This window comes from Sporosarcina sp. FSL K6-5500 (assembly GCF_038005665.1).
GTDB lineage: Bacteria > Bacillota > Bacilli > Bacillales_A > Planococcaceae > Sporosarcina > Sporosarcina psychrophila.
The window spans coordinates 270,341-293,594 of sequence record NZ_JBBOTP010000001.1 but is presented as its reverse complement, the minus strand read 5'-3'; the positions used below and the strand labels follow the sequence as shown (position 1 = coordinate 293,594).

Genomic DNA, 23,254 nt, shown 5'->3' with positions numbered 1-23,254 from the left:
TGGATTCAATGGGATATCTATATACTATTATTAACATCTAGGAGCTGAGTAGGTGAATACAATCAAATCGGATGTAGTAACATATGAAGTCTTTGAATTTGTAGAGTTTCAAGTAGGAAATAGTAATTTTGGACTTGGCATTCAGCATGTACGTGAAATTATTCAACCCGTTCCGGTTACTGTATTACCGCATTCACACCCGTATATTGAGGGAATCATACAATTACGAGGAGAAGTGCTTCCTGTCATCGATTTGAAGAAAGTAACAGGAAATGCAACTAATAATAATAGTGATGAATCCAAATATATCGTCGCTGAATTCGACGGGACAACAGTGGTCTTAGATGTGACGGCTGTTACCCAAATCCAGCGTATCAATTTTACGGATATTGAACCTGCTTCCGATATGTATACGGGAAATAAAGTACCTGTTTCGGGAGTTATCAAGCGTGATAACGGAATGATCCTTCTCGTTGATTTTGAAAAAGTAATCGCGGAGCAAATTAAGTAATAGAAGAAAAAACGGGCTATTCCCGCTGGTAGCCAGCAGGAATAGCCCGTTTTTTAAAAATAAGAAAGTATAAGTTTTTCACCAAGAGCAGCGGTACTCGAGCGACTTTCTTATTGTCTAGACTCCAGCGCCTAGCCCCTCGAGTCGCTTCAGTCCTTAAGTTAAAGGCAAAGTGCGCCTTTATCTTAAGGCCCTCCAGCGCTTGTCGGGTCTACCAAGGCGCTTGCGCTTTTCTATTTACCATCCAAATAAGATGAACGGAAGTTTTGTGAATCCTGAATGCTATGAATAGACTTTTTTGGTAGTGTTTTTTTCTTCTCGGGTATTATCGGGTGGGTGGGCCCCACATATTTAGAGAGAAGCTCGCGCGCAGTTTTCAAGCTCATCCGTTCTTGAGGGTTGCGAGAAGCTGGATCTTGTTGTCCGAGGTGTGGAAGAGTATTAAAGTCTTCTTTTTCTGGGATTGTATGAAAGAGGAATTCGTCACATCGGACGAGGACCGTGGAGTGTTGCTTGCTGAATTTTGGATTGTCGACAAAATGCAATCCGATTTTTTCGGCAATGCCCGAACTAAGCAACTTGTCTATCGCCATCTTTTTTAAGGCGTAAAGTTGTCTATTGTCAGGAGCTGTTTTGGCATGTCGATTTACCGTGTAGATGGCAATTGCCAATTGACGGATGGAATGCTTGTTTTTCAAAATTGGCCTCCTTCATTGGCAGATTGAATGGTTACATATATTTCATATAATACCAAGAATGAAAGAATTGTACAACTTCAGATCTAAAAGGTAGTGAAAACACTGATTCTTCCGAAGATGCATTATGCTGATATAATAATTATATTTATTTATTCGATACATACTTTTTCGATATAAGTACAATCTATTTATGATTAACTATAAAGTACTCGGGCGATTGATTCATATTTACCTGGATTAATCGATAAAAGTTTGGATAAATGCATAACAAACGGAGGCACACATGAGAAACGTTAAGATTAAAGACCGTTTAGAAAAAATTGTAGAATCATATATTTTGAACCACTCCTTTAAGATGACCATATTTGTTGAGAAAAATGAGCAAGGTAAATTTGATGTGCTTTACGCTAACTCATTGGCGACAAAATACTTTTCGACTGAAATCGAACAATCGGCTGCTTGTTTTTTTGGTGATTTATGGATTCCCATTAAGCGCAGGATGCGGAAATTACAAAATCAATCTGATTTTACAACTGAAATCCAATCGATACGAGGTGGGGCAGGCGTATTATTCGAATTGGATTTTCAACGTCATACCGAAGAGTTTGAACGAGAAATTATCATCATTGAATTGCGTGAACGGCTAGATACCGTAACTGTAAGGAAGTCGCAGTCGGAGTTACAACATAAATATAATTCCGTCATTGAACATAATCTTGACCCAATCATAACCATCGATCAAAACTTTAAAATTATTTACGCGAATCGAGCCGTTCATTTAGGTTTCGGCTATCGATTCAAAGAACTCTCTGGCCGTTCAATTTTGAATCTTTCCGGGGAGGATAACATAAAAGCATTTAAGCTCTTCTTGTCCCGGGCACTTGCAGGGGAATCCATTGAGATGGAAGATTCAACTATTTTTCATAAAAAAGGATATTTATTACCCGCGTATTTGAAGGCAATTCCCGTCTTGATTGATGGAGAGGTAGAAGAAGTTCAACTAATTGTACGGGATACATCTATTCATCAGAAAAATAATGAAAAACTTCTATTCCTGTCTTATCATGATCATTTGACGGGTTTGTGGAATCGTCAGGCGATGAAAGAACACTTTACGGAGGATTCTCTAAACGCCTTGCAAAGAGAAACAAGACTGTCTTTCGTTCATTTAGGACTTGATCGATTCAAATTAATAAATGAATCACTTGGCCATAATGGTGCGGACGAAATATTAAAAATGGTTGCGGAACGATTAAAAATAATCTGTCCTGCATCCGCCAGGTTGTATCGTAATGGCAGCGATGAATTTATCGTCTCATTGCAAAATCATTCTGTGCTGAAGACAGAGAAGTTTGCACAACAGTTATTGAATGATTTTGGAAAACCATTTTATCATAATCATCAGGAGTATTTCATTTCTGCATCCATCGGAATTGCTGTTTATCCTGAAGATGGAAAAACACTTGAGAATCTACTAAGGAAGTCGGAACAAGCGCTAACCTTTGTGAAAGATCGTGGCCGCTCGCATTATCGTTTCTATCAAGAAGCGATGAATTCTACCTTCCCGGATGAAGCACTGATGGAATCGCATTTACGCAGGGCGATTGAGTTAAATGAATTGACGATTCACTATCAACCGCAAGTCGATTTGAAAACCGGGCATATTAGTAGTTTCGAAGCGCTTCTTAGATGGAATAATGGAAAATTTGGGTTTGTATCACCGGCGCAATTCATCCCCATTGCTGAAGATTCAGGGCTTATACATGGAATTGGTGATTGGGTATTAAACCAAGTATGTAAACAGTTGAAAGAGTGGCAGGATAAGCAGTTCAAAGCTGTTAGGATAGCTGTGAATATATCGCCAAAGCAATTTAGAATGGAAAACTTTGTCGATAAATTGAAAGAGAAGATTTCTTACTACGACATCTTACCGTCTTCCCTTGAAGTGGAAATTACGGAGGGAGCATTGACGATAATAGATGAAACTTTAGCAACATTAAATGAACTAAAGAAAATCGGGATTTTCATCTCCGTCGATGATTTTGGAACGGGTTATTCATCACTTAGTTATTTGAAGCAATATCCAATCGATATCATTAAAATCGATCGTTCATTTATAAAAGATATTGAATTTGATGTGAAAAACAAAGCAATAGCGAAGACAATTATTAATCTAGCCCACAGTCTTGGGATGGAAGTAATTGCTGAAGGTGTAGAGAAGGATTTACAAGCTATGATTCTACTTGAAGCTAAATGCCAGAAGGCGCAAGGCTTTTTGTACAGTAAGGCAGTTCCTGTAGAGGAAATTGTAGAAAAGTATTTATGAAGTCAAGTCTCTTGATTAACCATTTTATTATATGAAGCGCCTGTAGGAAATGCATACAAGTTTACACACATGTACATTTCCGGCTCGCTTTGGACGAAATGATCACACCACATTCTTTGAGGAGGAATTGCTATTCATTCCTCCTTGGTCATCCTGTTACGACGATCTATCCGCCGCGTACCTACAGTGTTCAAGTGGAAAATGCAACTATATATTCGGCACTGCTTATTTGGGATTAACTAGGTGGTGCGCCTCGCCTATAACGGACAAGTCTAGCGACAAAGCGGTGTTAGAAGAACAATCCATTTGTTTAGTGCCGACTATACACTTTGGAAAAGTAAAGGAATATCTCCTTTAATAAAGCCTTCTATACTTATTTTAGCAAAGACTTTACACAGCAAGAAATCCCGATAATTGTATAGTATTTGTTCAGTCCAAAGCGATCCGATGGTATCTGTACATAGAACGTCTAATGAATAGTAAGTAGTCATATTTGGGTTTACTTTGGTTAATTAAAACATGTGTTATTAAATAATCGTATAAACGGACAACTGAAAAAGTTCGGTGTCCGTTTTTCGTTGTGAGGTTACTTTTGTTCTCGTAACGAACTTGATAACATGTTACAATTATGAGTGAATATTCATTCATTATAAGAGGGGGAATTGTTGTGTTTGAGGGAAAAGTCATAATTGTAACAGGTGGATCGAATGGGATGGGGAAATACATGGCGAAGAAATTTGCCGATGAAGGTGCACAAGTCGTAATTACGGGTAGAGATATAGATAGGTTAAATGTGGCTCAAGAAGAAATTGGGGATCATGCACATCCATTCCAGATGGATGTGAGGAATGTTGAATCAGTTGCAGCGTTAGTCGCTTTCACGGATGAAAAGTTTGGCCGAATTGATGGATTAGTAAATAATGCGGCTGGAAATTTCATCGTTAAAGCAGAAGATTTATCACCAAACGGCTGGAAGTCTGTTATCGATATTGTACTAAATGGCACATTTTATTGCTCCAGCGCAGTTGGAAAGTACTGGATTGAGAAAGGTCAAAAAGGATCGATATTGAATATGCTTGCAACGTATGCATGGGATGCAGGCGCGGGTGTCATTCATTCCGCGGCAGCTAAAGCAGGTGTTATGTCGTTAACTCGAACTTTAGCAGTTGAATGGGGAAGTCAATATGGAATCCGTGTGAATGGTATTGCGCCAGGTCCGATTGAACGTACAGGCGGCGCAGAAAAGTTATGGGAGTCTAATGAAGCAGCTAAGCGCACACTTGAATCGATTCCTTTGGGTCGTCTTGGGAAGCCGGAAGAGATTGCAGAACTAGCGGCATTCATTATGTCAGATAAGGCGTCCTACATGAATGGAGAAATTGTGACGCTCGACGGTGGACAATGGCTTAACAAATCCCCGTTTTAAGGATAAATGTTGTCGTTTTGCACATCCTACTCTCAAAAGGAGAGATAAGTTTGGATGTATGGACAGTTCCATTTATTATCGTTGTTTTGGTCATTTGTATAATCAGCTTTATCGCCGTAAAGAAATGGAACAAGGTGACCGTTGTTGTTGATGGACAGGATGATCAGATTTCGGGTCCGATTGAAGAGCACCCATTTACATTGAATCCGATTATTTGGATTGTCCTTGTAGCTGTATTTTTCATTGGAATTGTCATTTTTTATTACGCTGCCTCTTCTTAACAGAAGGGGTTTTCTTTTTCATTTTCAAGGATAGAAAGTCCTTCTTATGATATGATAGATATGTAGTTTTAAGGTGAAAAGCATAGCTACAGAAGGAGTAGATTTACATGATTTCTATAAACAATAGGGATTTTCTTTTCACACCGATAGCGGATTTTATCATTTCGTCTGAAAAAGTTGCGCATGTTCAGGTTGGAAATAATGCAGAGCACGCCCTCCTTGTACTAACAAAAACAGGTTATTCAGCTATACCGGTCCTTGATGCGAAATATCGTTTAAAAGGGTTGCTCAGTATGGGGATGATTACTGATTCTATTTTGGGACTTGAACGTATTGAATATGAACGTCTTGACGATTTAAAAGTTGATGAAATTATGCAAACTGATTTGCCATCCATAAAAACGACGGATCGATTCCAAAAAGGGCTCGATTTATTAATTGACCATACATTTCTTTGTGTGACGGAAGAAGACGGCACATTTGCAGGCATATTAACACGAAGAGTAATAATGAAACAATTTAAAAGATATATTTACTCGGTTGAATAATTGTTTTGGTTAAATTGTGGGCTCCTAAATGGGGCCCTTTTCTGTTTAAAGGAGAATCTAGACTGTGAAAAATAATAAAATTACGAATCGCCCACTTGTGCTCATTTCTGTCATGTTGGCAATGTTTGTTGGTGCGGTGGAAGCGACGATTGTGACTACAGCAATGCCCTCAATTGCTTCGGACCTTGGTGGTTTTTCAAGATATAGTTGGATTTTTTCTTCTTATTTACTGATGAGTACAGTTACTGTACTCATTTATGGGAAATTGGCGGACTTATTTGGCCGAAAACCAATTTTGTTTATTGGATTGACGATATTTCTTATTGGGTCTATATTATGTGGTTTTGCAGTTTCGATGGAGCAGTTAATTGTATTTAGGTTACTTCAAGGCCTCGGTGCGGGTGCCGTAATGCCAATTGCTACTACGATTGTAGGCGATATATATACGACGGAAGAACGGGCGAAAGTCCAAGGGTATTTATCTAGTGTATGGGGAATTTCAGCTGTATCAGGTCCCGTTATTGGTGGGCTGATTGTTCACTATATGAATTGGAAGTTTGTTTTCTGGGTGAATGTGCCGCTTGGAATACTTGCAATGGTCGGTATCTATCTGTTTCTACATGAACCAAAGCGGGAGAAAAAGGTTTCGATTGATTATAAAGGTGCCTTCCTACTTACGTTATCGTTATCCACTATTTTATACTGGCTTGTTGAAGGTGGTCAGGCATTCGGTCGCTTGTCGTTTTACAGTATCACCCTCGTTATTGTAGGACTCGGGTCGTTAGCGTTATTTGTTAGGGTCGAACGACAAGCAATAGATCCAGTAATGCCATTTGCATTGTGGAAAACCCCCGTTATATTGTATGCGAATCTTGTTTCGTTAACGACAGGGGTCATATTGATTGGAGTTTCCTCTTATTTGCCGACATTCGTTACAGGTGTTATGGAACAGCCGGCGATAATTGCTGGATTCACCCTGACAGCAATGTCTATCGGATGGCCGATTGCATCCTCTGTTGCAGGTCATTTGTTAATCCGCTACGGTACGTTTCATGTATCTTTTGCAGGTGGGTTATCACTCATATTTGGAACAACCTTATTTGTCATGATGGACGCTGGGTCAGGACCTTGGTGGGCTGCGATTGCAAGCTTTTTTGTGGGCGTTGGCATGGGACTGACAAGTACATCGTTCACCGTCACAATCCAAGGGGCGGTTCCAAGAGAGAAGCGAGGATCAGCGACGGCTGCCAATATGTTCATGCGGAATTTCGGGAATACGGTAGGGGCGGCATTATTTGGCGCGATTTTAAATGGCATGTTAATGGCCCGGTTCAAAAAGGATGATTTGAATTATAGTTTAGATGATGTCAATTTACTTCTGACGGATGAAATGAGAAAAACGATACCTGCAACAAAAGTACAGCTGTTACAAAATGCGCTCGCTGGCTCGCTGCAATGGGTGTATATTACTGTAGCCATTTTTGCTGTTATCAGCTTGCTCTTTATATTAAAAATTCCACGTGGAAAGGGGTATTTGAATGACAACGACAGAACTTGAAATCATTAAAGCATTAGCAGAAGAAGGGAATATGCGAAAAGCTGCAGAGCGACTTTTTTTATCGCAACCGGCACTTTCTCAGCGGCTACAATCAATTGAAAAGGAATGGGGAACGTTATTGTTCATCCGCTCGCAGAAAGGTCTTGAGCCGACGCCAGCGGGAGAATTGATCATCGGCTATGCACGTGAAGCGATTATAAAACGTGAAGAAACGTTTGAAATGATTGCATCGATGGCGGACAAAGTGCACGGCACATTGAAAATTGCATGTGCATCCATCGTAGGGCAGACGTGGTTGCCTCAAGTATTGAAAGAGTATGTTGAAATGTATCCAGATGCCAAAATATCGCTGATAACGGGATGGAGTTCAGAAATTGTCAAAGCACTATATGAAGGAGAAGCTCATGTTGGAATTGTTCGGGGCCAGGTAGATTGGAAGAGTAAAAAAACGTATTTATTCCGAGACCATCTCTATTTAGTAGACCGTGAAATTACGTCAATCGAAGAATTGAAAGATACGACTCGTCCATTTATTCAATTCAAGAGTGACTCGAATTACCATATGGAAATTCAGCGTTGGTGGCAGCGTCATTTCGACCAAAATCCGGGGCGTCAAATTACAGTCGATCAGATTGAGACTTGTAAGCAACTGGCGTTAAATGGGATTGGTTATGCGATATTACCGTCAATTACGTTGACCGGTGATGAAGATGTCAATAAAATGCCGCTTTTGAACAATGAAGAAGAATTTGAGTTGACCCGAGATACATGGTTAATCGGCTATGAATCTTCGTTTGCACTAAAACAAGTGGATGCATTTACACAAATTGTCCAAAGTCATGCTGAAAGATTACAAAAAGATTACAATTATTGAGAAATAAAGGAACTTTAGGTTGTCTCGTTCGTACTAATAGATGAGAACAATTAGTCTACTGATAGATTTCTATTCAGCATGACAGGAGGAAATTAGTATGTGGAAAAAGTTCGGGGTAGTGTTGGTTTTGTTTGTTGGAATGATTGTCTTCATTCCAGCTGTCAATGCTCTTGCAGCTCCAAATCTGAAAGTGAGTGTTTCGGCAGGCATCGACGGTAAAGCAAAGGAAGGAAAAGGTGCTCCAGTAGTAATTGTGATTGAGAACAGTGGAACTGCATTTAGCGGGGATCTTGTAATCGACGTTCCGAGTTACTTTACGACAGGAAGTGGGGAAGCTATCCCTGTTGATATCGGTGCAGGGGAGACCAAAACGATTTCGCTTGTCATCCCGAGTATGACTGATATGAACAATATGTATGGGGGAATGTCGAACACGAAAACAATTTACCTATACGAGGGCGGATGGGAAAAAGGGAAAGAAGTTGTACATAAAGGAGCACAAACATTAACGACGACCATGTTTTACGATGATTCGAAATTCATCGTAACGTTTACGGATAATCCGGATCGTCTTGGCGCTTTGAAAACTAGCCGAATTTTGAATGCTTCTACTAGCCAAATCATTAGTGCGTCGAAAATGGGTGAACCAAATTTCCCGGAAGAAGCGGCAGGATGGGGAGCGGCTGATTTTATCATCATCGATGAGTATCCGCTTGCCGATTTATCTGAAAAGAAACAGAATGCGTTGATAGGATGGGTTCGTTCAGGAGGCATCTTAGTAATCGGAGGTTCTGATAACGTGAAAGCGGAGACGGGTGTCTTTTCAGATCATTTGCCTTTGACGTTGAAAGCAAGTTCTAAAGCGAATCCTGAAGTTTTGAATAAGTGGGCGGGAACAAAAGGATTTGAAGGCACAATCCCTTCCTATTTAACAGCATTAAATCCGGGTGCATCGTCTCTACTTGAAGATGAAGGAAATGTCCTCGTTGCCTATTCCAAGTTGGGCAGGGGGCAAATCGTCCAAACGGCTTTTTCAGTCGGCGATGACCCAATTGCTAAAATGGTTGGAATGCCGGCGTTCTGGGGGACATTATTCGATGCGACGGGACATTCAAATCAATGGGGACAGAATCCTTATGACAGTCCGAATAATGCAATTGTCCATACGGTAGCTAGCACCAATGAATTGTTTCCTTCATTCAAAGTATCTACGCCATTAATTTTTGGAATAATTATATTTTATATTATTCTTATTATACCAGTGCTTTACTTTATCCTTAAACGGAAAGACAAACGAGAATATGCGTGGTGGATTATTCCATCCATTGCGATACTGGCGTCCATTGCCATATTTGCATACGGAGCGAAAGATCGAATTGGAAGAGCACAAATTCAACATTCCGCAATATTAAATGTTGAACAGGATGGTAGTTTGACAGGGTATTATGTGGAGTCAATCCTAACCAATAAAGCTGGGAATTTTACATTTACTGCACCTGTTGAAACAACGCTTGGTGCTTCGTTGCCAAATAATGATCCTTTCAGGTCTTCTCAAGCGACTATCCATAAACAAGCAATTGTTGAAAAGGACGCAGCAGGTACGACAATGCATCTTCGAAATATTGGCTATTGGAATGTAGGGACAGTGTACGGAGAAACCAGGATCGAAAAGCAAGGGAATTACGAAATCCAATTAAATGTAACGGATAAAAAATTGACGGGTTCAGTGACAAATGGATTTCCGTTTGCATTGAAGGATGTATCGATTTGGTCGGGAACAAAACTGATTCCAATCGGTGATCTTGGACCGGGGGAAACTGCCCAAGTGGATGAAACGCTAAAAACCTCTACGTTGCTTCCGAGAAAATCGATGTTCAATTCGTATATGAATCCTGCACCAGTCAATATGGATGATTTAACGAAGATGAGGAAAGATAGCGTTCTCTCATTTGCCGGTGATTATATGAACAAGACTTCGAGTCCAGCCGTAATTGGTTATACAGATACACAGATTGTTCCTATTGAACTTCTTAAAGTAAAACCTTCAGTGTCAGCATTGACGATGCTCGTTCAAACAGCAATGGTAGACGTGACGTTGACTGATGTGTTTACAGTTGAACCAGAGATGATGGAGATGTCGATGCTGTCAGAGGATGGACAGTTTCAGCCTGATTCACAGGGATATGGTACGGATGAATATTACTTTAATGAGGCCGTGTACAATCAAACATGGCAATTACCAGCAGGGTTAATCGGAAAGAACATGAAATGGACATCGCTGGAACTATCGAAAATACAAAAAAAACTATATGATGTCAGCATATTAAATGTGCGATCGGGTCAATACGAGCAGTCAGAGTCTGGGAAATTGGTGAAGACGGAAAATGTAAACGACTATATAACGCCTGATGGAAAAGTTGTTGTCCGAATCATTTTTCATGATGAAAAGAATGGTAATCAAGGCCGTGCTCCTATGCTGAAGCTGAATGGGGAGGTGTCGCAATGATAGAGATAAAAGGACTTACAAAGAAGTACGGCCAATTCAAAGCGCTTGATAATTTGAATTTGACGTTGAGTGAAGGAACAGTTTTTGGGTTTGTTGGTGCGAACGGCGCTGGGAAATCGACGACATTCCTCATTCTTGCGACCTTATTACAACCGACTGCGGGGGACGTTTTCATCGACGGAGTGAATATCCGGAAGAATCCGGAGGCAGTTCGTAAAATGATTGGCTATATGCCTGACTTTTTTGGTGTCTACGATCAGCTAAAGGCGGACGAGTACCTGGACTTTTACGGTGCGAGCTATGGCATTCCTGAAGCGGAGCGGCAAAAGCTTATTCCGCAATTGTTGGAACTCGTCAACCTGTCACATAAGCGTCATGCGTACGTAGATCTTTTGTCGCGGGGGATGAAGCAGCGGCTTTGCTTGGCGCGCAGTCTTATCCATGATCCTAAAGTGCTTATTCTTGACGAACCTGCATCTGGACTGGATCCGCGTGCACGTGTTGAGATGAGAGACATTCTAAAAACATTGAAAAAGATGGGCAAGACGATTTTAATTTCATCACATATTTTGCCTGAACTGGCGGAAATGTGTGATGAAATTGGGGTAATTGATAATGGTCGTCTCATCGCACACGGCTCTGTTGCCGAAATTCAAGATAAGCTGCGCGGAGAAAGAGTTATTACAGTCCGTTTGGCTGGATCGCTCGATAGCACAATCGCATTTTTCGAAGAAGATCCGTACGTGTCAAATATCGAACAGTTGGATGCTAATGATGGCGTCAGATTTTCATATAAAGGGACGGAAGAAGACCAGGTCCAATTGTTGAAGCAAGCGATCACGAATAATGTTCCAATCCTTTCATTCATGGAGCATGTGACCAATCTGGAGGATGTGTTCATGGAAATTACGAAAGGAGCCGATTAATATGAAGATGAATTTCAATAATCCGGTTCTCTTTAAAGAATTGAAACTAAGGTTCCGCTCACCAAAAAGTTTCGTTGGTATCCTATTCTACTTGATAGCAATGTGTATTTTTGTTTTTGGTTTCATCTTTGCGACAATGACGATGTCAGGGACGTCTTATTTCAGACCTAGTGAAAGTTTCATCTTGTTTGGGTTGTTAGCATTTATCCAACTAGGACTTGTGTTATTCATCACTCCGGGTTTGACGGCTGGAGCAATTAGTTCGGAAAGGGAAAAACAAACGCTGTCAATTTTATTGACGACATCACAAAGTTCATTTCAAATTATTTCAGGAAAGTTGTCGTCATCAATCGCATTCCTGTTGCTGCTCATTGTGGCGGGATTACCGGTCTATAGTTTAGTATTCCTATTCGGCGGTATCTCTCCATTGGACTTTGTTAAAGTGTTCTTTTTCTTATTTGTAACGCTTCTTGCAATCGGCAGTGTAGGTGTTATGTTCTCCACGCTTATTCGCCGGACGATTGTTTCGATGATTGCAACGTATGGAACAATGCTGTTTCTATCGGTCGTCACTGGGTTCATATTCTTGATTGTTATGCAAATGATAGAGTTCAATCACATGGGAACAGGTACGCCGCCAACTTCAATGCTTGGGCATATTCTGGCGTCAATTAATCCTGCAATCCTCTTCGCATCATTCCTTTCGACAGGAATGGGGGATAGCATTTCGGAAATGACGCAAGTGAAATTTCCGATTTGGATAGGCTATCTTATTTTCTATTTGTCACTAACGGTTATTTCACTATTTATTTCAGTAAAGAAATTGCGTGTTAATATGAAACGTTCAAAATAATAGGGAGGTGGGCGAATGGAAAAGAAATCAGTATTAAAGAAATATGTGCTGGCTACTCTGTACCGGCTACGTTTTGAAAAAGCCATCTATACGGTGCAGACTGGAATGTTTGCTGCCGCCCTTTTCGCGGTCCTTTTAGTTGTCGCTTCTCGACTATTTGTCCTTCCTTATTATGGACGTATCGCGCTTATCGGTGCAGTATTGCTACTCATTGCGACAATCGTTTTCATTATCTACAAAAGATATAACAACGCTGAAGCGGTAAGGCAGCTTGATGAATTTATGCCAGATAATCTTCTTATAACAGCGATGGATATCAAGGTCAATGAAACTCATCTTGCTCCTGCTATTATCATTGCAGCCGAGTCGAAAGTGGCGGTTGCTTTTGAGCAATTTAAAAAAAGGGAGAAACGGTATGTAAATCCAAAGATGCTAGGTGGATTCATTATTATATCTGCTTGTCTTGCCCTATTAATCACGTTTCCCTCTGAAGCGCAGTTAGAAGCGGGAGCGATTGAACAGGAAAAAAAGATTATTGAAGAGATGCAAAAAGATGTGCAGGAATTGATTAAAAAAGAAGAATTACCCGAAGTGAAAAAGGAATTGCAGGAACTCGCTGAAAAGCTTTTGGAAGCGGAAACGTCGGAAGAAGCGTTGAAAGAACTTGTTAAGAAACAGAAGGAATTACGATTAAAAGAACAGCGTCTAGCAGACAAAAAAGAGTTAGCTAAGACATCTGGTGATCCAACCAAATCGTTAAGCGAGGCGGAAGAAAAAGAACTTAGTGAGCTTATGGAACTTACGGATAAACTTGCGCAAAATGCAGGTGAAGCACATAGTGCGTTGAATGAAATCGGTAAAGCACCTGCATTACCCGCCCTTGCAAGCTCAGGGAGTAGCTCTTCAGCAACAGAGGGTGATACTAAAACTGGGACATCAGAAGGTGAAGGCCAAGGGGAAGGCGAAAGTGAAAGTGAAGGCGAAGGGGAAGGCGAAGGTCAAGGTCAAGGTCAAGGTCAAGGTCAAGGTCAAGGTCAAGGTCAAGGTCAAGGTCAAGGTCAAGGTCAAGGTCAAGGTCAAGGCCAAGGTCAAGGTCAAGGTCAAGGCCAAGGACAAGGCCAAGGAGGAACCGGTGCTGGCAAAGGTTCGGGAGGAAGGAGTCTTCTTTCAATCCCGAATGACCGTGTAGGGGAAAAAGGGGATTCGTCCGTTGTTGGAGGGGAACTTGGTGAAGGGAGTTTCATCGAGGAACGAGAAACAGAAGGTCCAGTTGAAAAAGGAACAATTCGACCTTATAAAGAAGTTGTTGGAGATTATAAAGATTCTTACCTGAAGAGTACGGATAAGATGAAGCTGCCACCAGATTTGCAGCACATCCTCTCTGATTACTTTTCCTCAATCGAATGATGACAGAATGGGAGTGTACGTATGCCATTTACACCAGAGCAGTTTGAAGAAATGAGTGGGAAACTAGGATTAGTTAAAGAGGAAATCGGTAAATTCATCGTCGGACAACAGGAAGCGGTCGAGTTTTCTATCTATTCGATTTTGGCAGATGGGCACGCACTATTGGAAGGGTTGCCCGGACTTGGGAAGACAATGCTAATTAGAACGATTTCAGAAGTGCTCGATTTGTCATTTTCACGGATTCAATTTACGCCTGATTTAATGCCGGCCGATATAACGGGGACAAGCATTTTGGAACGAAATGAAGAAGGAATGCAGCGCTTCGCTTTTAAAGAAGGTCCGATTTTTAGCCAGATGGTATTGGCGGATGAAATTAACCGAGCTACTCCGAAAACACAAAGTGCCTTGCTTGAAGCGATGGGCGAAAAAACGGTGACGGTACTTGGAGAGACGAGACAAATGGCACGTCCGTTTTTCGTTCTTGCAACGCAGAATCCGATTGAGATGGAAGGAACTTATCCATTGCCGGAAGCACAGATGGACCGTTTTCTTTGTAAAATAATTTTACCGTATCCAGCGAAATCAGAACTGAAGGAAATTATTCTGCGTACAACGGGACCGCGACTTATCGAAATTCAAAAAGTAATGGATGCGGAAGAAATCGTAATGGCGCAAGAAATGGTCAAAGAAGTTGTTATTGCGGATGAAATGATTAATTACGCGGTCGATTTGGTTTCAGCAACCCACAACAACAACAACAACAACGGTTCAACCGATGACTGGGCAAAATATGTTCAGTACGGAAGCGGACCAAGGGGACTTCAGTCAATTATTAGACTCGCCAAAGCGCGTGCGCTTGTGTCAGGTCGTTATCATGTATCCATTGCGGATATTAAAACAGTTGCTAAACCTGCGTTACGTCATCGTATTCTCATCAATTATGAAGGGGAAGCAGAGGGCGTTGACGTTGACGGACTGATCGTTAAATTGCTTGAAGAAGTACGTCAAGGAGCATCGGTGCAATGAACGGTGAACTGTTTCCTAATGGGTTAGCGAAAAGGCTTGGTGCATTGTCAATTGTTTCTCGGTCGGGCCGTCTAGGACATCATAAAGGGACGCATCGTTCAAGGAAGACCGGTTCTTCCCTTGATTTCTCTGATTTCAGGGAATACCATCCCGGTGATGATTTGCGCCATATCGACTGGAATGTCTATGCACGAACGGACAAGCCTTACATTAAGCAGTTTCTTGATGAACAAGAGATGCGTATCCATATTTTACTCGATCCGACGAAGTCAATGGGGGCAGATGGAAAGTGGAATTATGCCCGTCAGCTGGCAATTGCGCTCGGGCAATTAGCGCTTAAAAGTGGAGATACACTATCGTTTTCCACGTGGACTGATGAGCAGGATACCTTTTTTAGAAAGAAAGGCGCTGCGCATCGTGCTTCAGTGACGAAATTCATTTCAGCGATTGAGGATCCGGGATCAACAGAAAATTTCACGGACCGAGCACTTGCGTCTATTCCAAAAGCAGTAACGGTGTTGTTCATCCTGACAGATGGACTTGAAGAGGTCGAAAAGTGGGAACATCTTTTCCGCCGTCTGCCAGGAATTTGCGGTGACGTACGTGTTGTAACGATTCATTCGAAAGTGGAAGAAGCTCCAAATTACGAGGGGGATATTCGATTTGTCGACATCGAGAGTGGTGACGGCATCGAAGTGACTATGACGAGGCGTACGGTTCAAGATTACCTGGAAAAGAAATCGGTACATGAAGCACAAATGATAGCGCTTGCCCGCAAATTCGGTATTCAACTTATTCGTGCAGAAGTTGCTGAAGGGGTCATGGAAACCGTAACTAAAAAAATGCGCCATGCAGGATGGGTGCGATAGATGGAGGCGGCTAAGTGGGATTTGATAAGTTAGTGAATGGTTGGACGGTGGTTTTTCCTTTGGCCGTCCTTCTCTATTACTTTTTCCGAAAACGCTACGAAACGACAACGATATCATCGACATTGTTCTGGGAACAATCGATGCGGGAAACAAGGGTGTCTCCTTACTTGAAAAACTTGCAGCGGAATGCCTTGTTTTATCTGCAAATGGCGGCACTTCTGCTAATAGTATTTATTTTACTAGGGCCTTATCTTACTAAAGAAGAGGCGGTCGGTGGTCATACTATTCTTATTGTGGACACGTCTGCGACTATGCTAGCTAGCAATGAAGGAACTTCACTATTTGCGCAAAATCAGGAAGCAATGAAGGAACTAGTCGCGAGTCGTCCGGGAGAACCAATCACAATTATGACGACTGGGAAAGAGCCCATTGTCGTCATACGGGAGGAAACAGACGGCGAAGCAATCATGACCGCTATCGATAAATTAACCGTTACATATGAACATGAATATATGGAACGGGCCATTGAGTTTGCAAAGTCAATCACTACAACAGGTGCTGCTATTCATATTTATACGGATTCGCTAGATCAAGCAACTTTTTCTGAAGGAGAAAGTGCCATCGCGTGGACGATTCATGGGGATGAAAATCCTAAAATCAATGTCTCCATCGATAAATTCGGAGCGGTCAAGACACCTGAAGGAACGGAAGCTATTATAAGAATTACCAATGATTCAGATGATACTCAAATCGGAGCCGTACATATTAAAGATCTACTAACCGGTAACTTATTGATAGCTGAAACTTTTTCTATTGAAGGCGAGGAAGAAGTACTTTTATCGTTCAAGGAATTACCCGAAAGTAAATTATTACGTGCCGAAATCGTTGTAGAGGACGATTATGAAGTCGATAATACGGCCTACATATTGTTAGGTAATGAGACGGGGGAGGCTGTTGTCGACGGGCACTTGCATGAGTTGGTCAAGAGAGCATTTGAAGCTGTCGGATTAACCGTTACGACCGGTTCCACGACTGAAATGCTTGCTGCGCAGGAAGAGTCCATTATCGTGACAAATGATGTTTCATTCCTGAAAAAAGGAACGAAGCCGGTGATAATTGTCGGAAGGAACGATAAATCCACTGAACCAGTTGCAGGCGCTGTACAAAACACCTCAGATCCATTGTTTACGGTTGCAAATATTAGTGACGTCTACGTAAGTGCCTTGTATCCGTCGTTTAAATCGTATACGACAATCGCGACTGTGGGCGATAAGCCGTTCATCCAAAAATCGAAGCGCGGCGACATTGTCATACTTGCAGATATTGAGCTGACTGATTGGCCACTTCATCCGTCCTTCCCACTATTTGTTTGGAGTACAGTTGAATTGTTGCGTTCTGAAACGGATTCTTTAGGGTTATTTGTACCGAATGAGCGCAAAGCGGTTCTTTCGGGTAGAACAGAGAATGGACTGGAAATCTACACGATAGATGATGAATATGTCACAACAATTACGGATGGTTCGAGTTTCATCGCGCCAACACGTCCAGGTATTTATAAAGCATTGGACGGAGGAGTAGAAAAGATGTTTGCTGTTCAGCTTGAGAAATCTGAAAAAGAGCTTGTACAGGGTTCATCGTACCAAATAGGGCATTCTGAAAATGTGAAAGGGAATGAAGAAGGGAAAAATAGGATTGGCTGGCTATTCCTCGTGCCACTTTTGCTTCTTCTACTTATTGAATGGGAGGTGCAAAGAAGACGTGGATATCCGAATTGATCAGCCTGTATGGCTTTTATTGTTCATTCCAATTGCGCTTTATATGGGGTATACATGGAAATCATCGGGCATGCGGCTTATTGGAAAAGGAACCATTCTCTTTGTTCTAAGATGTACTGCGATTGCTGCTCTCATCTTTGCACTGGCAACTCCTTTTATAACGCTGCGAGCTGATAAAGAACAAATATTGTTTGTTGTAGACCGCTCTGTTTCAATTGAAAGTGCCGGAAATTCAGCGGATAAATGGATTGCAGAAAGTCTGAAAGGCCGTCAAGTGTATCAGTCAGTGGGTATGTATTCATTCGCAGAGACGTTCCGAACAGATTCACAGTTGACAGATGCAGACGTAGAGCTTCCGATAATTGGGCAGATGGAATCAAGAGATGCAACCGATATTGCGAAAGCGATTGACCTTGCTGCAGCAGTGGCTAAAAATGATAGTGCGACACGGATCGTATTACTGTCTGATGGTTTAGAAACAGTGGGCAAGGTTGAAGAATTATTGCCTAAATATAGTGAAGGCCGTATGATCATTGACACTGTTTTACTTGAACGACCAGGAAGTGCGGACGCTTCGATCTCGATTTTTGATACGCCTCTGACTGCTTACGAAGGCGAGAAGCAGTTGCTACAAGTTGAAGTGGAATCATCTACTCGAACTACTGGTGAACTGCTCATTTATCAAAATGATAAAGAAATCATCAAAGAGCAGGTGACACTTGAGCCAGGTAAGAACACTTTTTCATTTCGGACATCGGCAACTGGAGGCGGGTTGCTGAAATACGAAGCTAAACTCCTTGTATCGGATGACAGCTTTTTAGAAAACAACCGAATGCTGTCCGTCACAATGATGGAACGTTCCCCGAGTGTGCTCGTTGTTCAGACGAGCCGTAATCCATCAGCAATCCCAGCACTGCTGGATAAAAACGTGATGAGCGTAGATGTTATTGATGCGGAACAATTACCAGAAACGCTGTCGGGTTATTTAGGCTACGGTGCTATCATTTTTGATAATGTGCCAGGGCACGTCGTTGGTGAGGATAAGATGACGGTCATTGAACAGGCTGTGAAAAACTTTGGTACAGGTTTCATGATGGTCGGAGGGGACGAAAGTTTCGGGCTTGGCGGATACTTCAAGTCTCCGATTGAACGGCTTCTTCCAGTTGAGATGGAAGTGAAAGGAAAAGAATCGCTTCCTTCGCTCGGGCTAATGATTGTTATGGACAGATCGGGAAGTATGTCCGGTTCGAAAATCATCTTGGCAAGAGAAGCAGCTGCCCGATCGGTAGAGCTTCTCCGTGATGATGACACGTTTGGTTTTACTGCATTTGATGATCAAGTATGGGAAGTCATTCCAATCGGTAAGCTAGAAGATAAGAAGGACGCAGTCGAACAAATCCTTTCCGTTCCGGCAGGCGGGGGGACGGATATTTTTCCGGGCATGCAAAAAGCCTATGATGATCTTGCGGATTTGAAGCTACAAAGAAAACATATTATTTTGATGACAGATGGCCAATCACCGATGCCTTCGGATTACGAAGAAGTGATTGCGGAAGGTAGAAAAAATAACATTACGATGTCGACGGTTGCTATCGGTTCAGATGCCGACTGGTCGCTTTTAGAAGATCTTGCGGAGAATGGTGGCGGACGGTTTTACGATGTCGTCGATGAGTCGACAGTACCGGCAATACTGGCCCGAGAAACGTCGATGATGACGCGAACATATATCGAGGATAATCCATTTTATATGACGCTAGGCGGTGTTCCTGAATGGTCGTCTTTGTTTAGAGAAGGGGTTCCGCAAATGAATGCCTATATTGCAACGACTGCGAAAACTACAGCTACGATTGCAGGGATTAGCCATAAAGAAGACCCAGTCATTGCTGAATGGATGTATGGACTCGGAAGGACTGTTGCATTCACATCTGACTCAACAGGGAAGTGGACGGGTGATTTAGCAAGATGGGACGGTTACCCAGAGTTTTGGAATACTGCAGTGGCACGATTGCTGCCGTCATATGAAGAAGTCCCTTACATCATCACCCATGAACGAGGTGGCACCTATACGGTAACAGATAGTTCTCGTAAGGCGGCATTCCTCGACATAGCCGTCGTGGATGAAGCAGGACAAGAAGTACCATTCACCTCAGAGCCACTTGCTCCCGGTAAAGTACGGGTAACTGTAGATGCCAAACCGGGTCTTGTATTTTTCGGTGTATCGGATGATAAAGGTGGATTGTTCGAAGCTGGCCTTTCAGTACCGTATAGCGATGAATATAAACCGGCAGTACCGAACGCAGCACTGATGACTAAAATTGCCGAACGGACAGGCGGAAAAGTGTTAGAAGAACCGACAGAGGCATTCCGTGATCACCCCTTTAAAAGTGGTGAAAAGATACGGATTGCAGAATGGCTAATCTTAGTAGCGATGATTTTGTTCTTTATCGATATTACGTTGCGTCGTTTCGGTATGTTCAAAGGGCTTACGAAGAAACGTCTAGTACGCGAACCAGTTGTCAAGGAGACATCGACAGCAGGGGAGAGTATTGCTGAATTATTGAAGGCGAAGAAGAAACGATGATTTGAAAGATTCCAAACCTGTAGAGGCTGTTATCTGCAAAGATTTTTACCGGTGGCGGTCATAATCTAAGTCATGCCGGTCATAACAAGTCTCATGGCGGTCATAACTGCATCCATGGCGAGCATAACAAGCTGCATGGCGGTTATAACGTAAAGGACGGTTATTGTTACATGAAGAAGCCCCATCACACTGGAATCTTTCAAGTGTGATGGGGCTTCTTTCATATGTTTATAGACCTGTAAGTAAATCTCCGTTTCGTTTTGCCCAATAGGATGCAATGACAAAACAGACCAGTAGGATGACTGTACCGATAATATATGGGTAAATAATATTGATATCAAACAGGATACCCGCAAGTGCAGGTCCAACCATGTTACCTAGAGACATGTATGCAGTCATCATACCAGCTGCAAAACCTTGTTCTTCGCCCGCCAGCTTCGAAATAAGTGTGTTAACGGCAGGTCGAAGGAGAGATGTAGCAGTGAAGAAAATCGTTGCTACGAAAAGAATCATAAAGAAAGAATTGACGAATACAATGCCAATCATTGCAAAAGCCGCGATGATAAGATTGACTTGAATGACGCGCATTTCCCCAAATCGATTGAACAGTTTGTTGATGACAAATGTCTGAGCGATGACTCCGACAAATCCTCCAACTGTAATGATGACGGCGATTTGGGCAGGTGTATAGCCGTATTTATGGTCTACATAAAGTGAAATTGTAGATTGGAAATTAGCCAAACCGAATGAAAAGACAAACATGACAATTAGCATGACGAAGTAAGGGGTTGTAGTTGAGCGCTTCATCTGCATGACAAGATTTTCCCTCTTTTTTTCAATTCCAGGATTGTCTGCACTACGAGGCGCCGGATTTGGTAAAGCAAAAATGGAAATAACCGCTGCCGTTAAGGCTGCTGCTGTCGCGATGTAAAAAGGGAATTGTAAGCTAACTTTTGCAAGGAATCCGCCGATTGCAGGTCCAATCATGAATCCTAGCGACATGGAAGCACCGAGAAGGCCCATTCCTCTGCCTCGCTGTTCGTATGTTGTGATATCAGCAACAAATGCCATCATAGGCGGTATGAGGAATGCAGAGCCAAGGCCAGAAAAGAATCGTGAGGCATACAGCATCCATAATTGGGTTGAGGTTCCGAATGCAAGTTGCGATAGACCAAAAATAATCAATCCTATAATAATCAGCTTTTTCCGTCCGTGCTTATCAGATAGATCGCCGGCAATCGGAGAAAAGATAAATTGTGAAAATGAGAACATGGCAACTAGAAAACCAAGAGCTTGACCAGCAACGCCAAACGTGCCCAGGTATTCAGGCATAATTGGGATTATAAGACCGATGCCTGCCATGGCGATGAACATATTGAACATTAAAACGTATAAGGCAAAATTATTAGATTTGACTGCCATAATTATCCCAACTTTCCAAACTGTTTCGTGTCACTAAAGTATAATACCATAAATCGCATGGGAATAGCTTTTAATGAGACTTCTGTACAGAAAGTAAAGACGCCCTTCGTGTGTATGAAGGGCGTCTTTATCATATCTATATGAATCAATTTCATATCTCTGAGCCCTTGCGGCTCTAAGTATAAAACGGCAAGAAAATAGAGCACCTCCCCAAATCCTGTATAATGAGAGTTCTGACACACACATTAACAGACTGGAGAAATGCTCTATGCCTATTATACGACAAGAAAGCCTGTTTGACATGAAAGTTTTATTTGATTTGGAACCTACCCATCGATTTAATTCAATTTTATCCGGTATTGAGATTCATCCGATCCTTGACGTAGTAATGAAAAAGTCTAGATTCGGACCTAAACAATCGCTTAATTACTCTGCAATGATCTATTCATTGATCATCCGAATCACCGAGCGTATTCCTTTTATTAAAGACTTAGTAAAACGTCTCTCTACAGACTTACGATTTAAAGTTGATTGTGGATTCTTGGTATCAGATGAAATCCCATCCGAAGCTTCTTATTCACGTATGATCACATTGATTAGCGATTCTGATGCGTTAGAAATTGTTCAAGAAAGCCTACTTCTTCAGGCTATATCAGAAGGTTTCGTCTCAGATGAAACGATAGCCATTGATGCAACGCATGTAGAAGCACGTGATCGTGCTCCATATAAATCAGATAAGGTTGAAAAAGAACCCCAAAAACGAGGGCGTAAAAAGAAAGAGGAACGTGAACAATGGCTAATTGATAAAGCCGAAATAGAAGCGAATCTTCCGGTTTACGAAAAGAAAATTGAATACCAACTTGATATACCGCTTAAGGAACTTCGTTCCTCAGTTCCCACACAACCAAAGTGGGGAATAAAGAAGAACAGTGAAGGGAAAAACGTATTTTGGTACGGATTCAAATGTCATCTGGCAGTTGGGACGAAGAGCCAATACATTCTTCAATCTCTGTTTTCCTCTGGTAATCTTAACGATGGAAAAGCTGCAATCCCATTATTAAAAGGTACTAAAGAACGCCTTCCGTTATTGAAAATAAAACATGTGACAATGGATGCTGGTTACGACTACCAACCAATTTATGAACAGATTTATCGTAATGGAGCGCAATCTATCATTGCTTATAATAAGAAGAACGAGCCCGAGCCAATAGGCTTTGATGAGCATTTCGCACCCACATGCGTGCGGGAACATTCCTATCGTTATGATAGCTTCGATGCGAAGTACAAAACGTTGAAATACACACGGCCAAACGAATGTAAGGACTGCCCATTAGCTAACGACAGTTTATGTCAGAAAATCTATAAAAAGAAAATTTCTGGCGATCTAAGACGTTACACAGCACCAGCACGTGGGTCAATGAAATGGGATGAAATTTATAAGGAACGAAGTTCCGTTGAACGTGTAAATGCTTATCTAAAAGGCTTTTTTCTGCTAGATCAGATTTATCATTGTACCGGAGTCAAAGCCAAAGTTCATTTCGACTTGGTTCATATTGCATACAATGCCAGTAAACTTGCAGTTGATCGTCTTACACAGCTTCAACTATCCGCAACAGCATAATCGTCTATTTCATTCGTTTTTTTAAGAAATCATTTCAAATTCTGTT

Annotated in this window: 18 protein-coding genes; 16 read left to right on the top strand and 2 right to left on the bottom strand. The window is 41.8% G+C overall.

Annotated features, from left to right (window positions below):
* Positions 1 to 52 precede the first annotated feature (52 nt).
* Positions 53 to 511 carry a chemotaxis protein CheW gene (locus MKX62_RS01400; protein WP_067211674.1) on the top strand — a complete coding sequence of 153 codons (459 nt, stop codon included), beginning with the start codon at positions 53 to 55 and terminating at the stop codon, positions 509 to 511.
* 233 nt (positions 512 to 744) lie between these two features.
* On the opposite strand, the gene MKX62_RS01395 is transcribed toward MKX62_RS01400, so the two are convergent.
* Complete coding sequence (locus tag MKX62_RS01395) at positions 745 to 1,209, bottom strand: YkyB family protein (RefSeq protein ID WP_082786653.1); 465 nt, start codon at positions 1,207 to 1,209, stop codon at positions 745 to 747.
* A 283-nt stretch (positions 1,210 to 1,492) separates the two neighbouring features.
* Between MKX62_RS01395 and MKX62_RS01390 the strand changes: the two genes are divergently transcribed.
* The 14 genes from MKX62_RS01390 to MKX62_RS01325 all read left to right on the top strand — a co-directional run bounded on the left by MKX62_RS01390 (position 1,493) and on the right by MKX62_RS01325 (position 20,165).
* Positions 1,493 to 3,535, top strand: a complete 2,043-nt coding sequence (locus tag MKX62_RS01390; protein WP_067211668.1) for a GGDEF domain-containing phosphodiesterase — start codon at positions 1,493 to 1,495, stop codon at positions 3,533 to 3,535.
* 667 nt (positions 3,536 to 4,202) lie between these two features.
* Positions 4,203 to 4,961, top strand: a complete 759-nt coding sequence (gene fadH / locus MKX62_RS01385) for a 2,4-dienoyl-CoA reductase (RefSeq protein WP_067211665.1) — start codon at positions 4,203 to 4,205, stop codon at positions 4,959 to 4,961.
* Between the two features lie 50 nt (positions 4,962 to 5,011).
* On the top strand, positions 5,012 to 5,242 hold the full coding sequence (locus MKX62_RS01380) for a hypothetical protein (protein WP_067211663.1): 231 nt from the start codon (positions 5,012 to 5,014) through the stop codon (positions 5,240 to 5,242).
* A 107-nt stretch (positions 5,243 to 5,349) separates the two neighbouring features.
* The gene (gene cbpB, locus MKX62_RS01375; protein WP_187045481.1) at positions 5,350 to 5,790 is read left to right on the top strand and encodes a cyclic-di-AMP-binding protein CbpB; all 441 of its coding nucleotides are present in this window, start codon (positions 5,350 to 5,352) and stop codon (positions 5,788 to 5,790) included.
* Between the two features lie 112 nt (positions 5,791 to 5,902).
* Complete coding sequence (locus MKX62_RS01370; protein ID WP_340742525.1) at positions 5,903 to 7,348, top strand: MDR family MFS transporter; 1,446 nt, start codon at positions 5,903 to 5,905, stop codon at positions 7,346 to 7,348.
* Complete coding sequence (locus MKX62_RS01365) at positions 7,329 to 8,222, top strand: LysR family transcriptional regulator (RefSeq protein ID WP_067211655.1); 894 nt, start codon at positions 7,329 to 7,331, stop codon at positions 8,220 to 8,222. The genes MKX62_RS01370 and MKX62_RS01365 overlap by 20 nt, the downstream gene beginning before the upstream one ends.
* Before the next feature lie 97 nt (positions 8,223 to 8,319).
* Positions 8,320 to 10,728: a hypothetical protein gene (locus tag MKX62_RS01360; RefSeq protein ID WP_338655714.1), complete on the top strand. Its 2,409-nt coding sequence runs from the start codon at positions 8,320 to 8,322 to the stop codon at positions 10,726 to 10,728.
* Positions 10,725 to 11,654: an ABC transporter ATP-binding protein gene (locus tag MKX62_RS01355; RefSeq protein ID WP_067211650.1), complete on the top strand. Its 930-nt coding sequence runs from the start codon at positions 10,725 to 10,727 to the stop codon at positions 11,652 to 11,654. The genes MKX62_RS01360 and MKX62_RS01355 overlap by 4 nt, the downstream gene beginning before the upstream one ends.
* Before the next feature lies 1 nt (position 11,655).
* A complete protein-coding gene (locus MKX62_RS01350; protein ID WP_067211648.1) occupies positions 11,656 to 12,507 on the top strand; it encodes an ABC transporter permease in 852 nt (283 codons plus the stop codon).
* 15 nt (positions 12,508 to 12,522) lie between these two features.
* A complete protein-coding gene (locus tag MKX62_RS01345) occupies positions 12,523 to 13,914 on the top strand; it encodes a hypothetical protein (protein WP_340740467.1) in 1,392 nt (463 codons plus the stop codon).
* A 21-nt stretch (positions 13,915 to 13,935) separates the two neighbouring features.
* On the top strand, positions 13,936 to 14,940 hold the full coding sequence (locus MKX62_RS01340; protein ID WP_340740466.1) for an AAA family ATPase: 1,005 nt from the start codon (positions 13,936 to 13,938) through the stop codon (positions 14,938 to 14,940).
* A complete protein-coding gene (locus MKX62_RS01335; RefSeq protein ID WP_187045477.1) occupies positions 14,937 to 15,809 on the top strand; it encodes a DUF58 domain-containing protein in 873 nt (290 codons plus the stop codon). The genes MKX62_RS01340 and MKX62_RS01335 overlap by 4 nt, the downstream gene beginning before the upstream one ends.
* A 14-nt stretch (positions 15,810 to 15,823) precedes the next feature.
* Entirely contained in the window at positions 15,824 to 17,584 is a 1,761-nt protein-coding gene (locus MKX62_RS01330; RefSeq protein ID WP_340740465.1) for a vWA domain-containing protein, read from the top strand.
* The gene (locus tag MKX62_RS01325) at positions 17,568 to 20,165 is read left to right on the top strand and encodes a VWA domain-containing protein (protein ID WP_340740464.1); all 2,598 of its coding nucleotides are present in this window, start codon (positions 17,568 to 17,570) and stop codon (positions 20,163 to 20,165) included. The genes MKX62_RS01330 and MKX62_RS01325 overlap by 17 nt, the downstream gene beginning before the upstream one ends.
* A gap of 228 nt (positions 20,166 to 20,393) precedes the next feature.
* Here MKX62_RS01325 and MKX62_RS01320 read toward each other — a convergent pair whose 3' ends face one another.
* On the bottom strand, positions 20,394 to 21,587 hold the full coding sequence (locus MKX62_RS01320; protein ID WP_187045474.1) for an MFS transporter: 1,194 nt from the start codon (positions 21,585 to 21,587) through the stop codon (positions 20,394 to 20,396).
* 268 nt (positions 21,588 to 21,855) lie between these two features.
* On the opposite strand from MKX62_RS01320, the gene MKX62_RS01315 reads away from it, so the two are divergent.
* Positions 21,856 to 23,208, top strand: coding sequence for an IS1182 family transposase (locus MKX62_RS01315; protein WP_338652378.1), 1,353 nt, complete (start codon positions 21,856 to 21,858; stop codon positions 23,206 to 23,208).
* Positions 23,209 to 23,254: the final 46 nt, after the last annotated feature.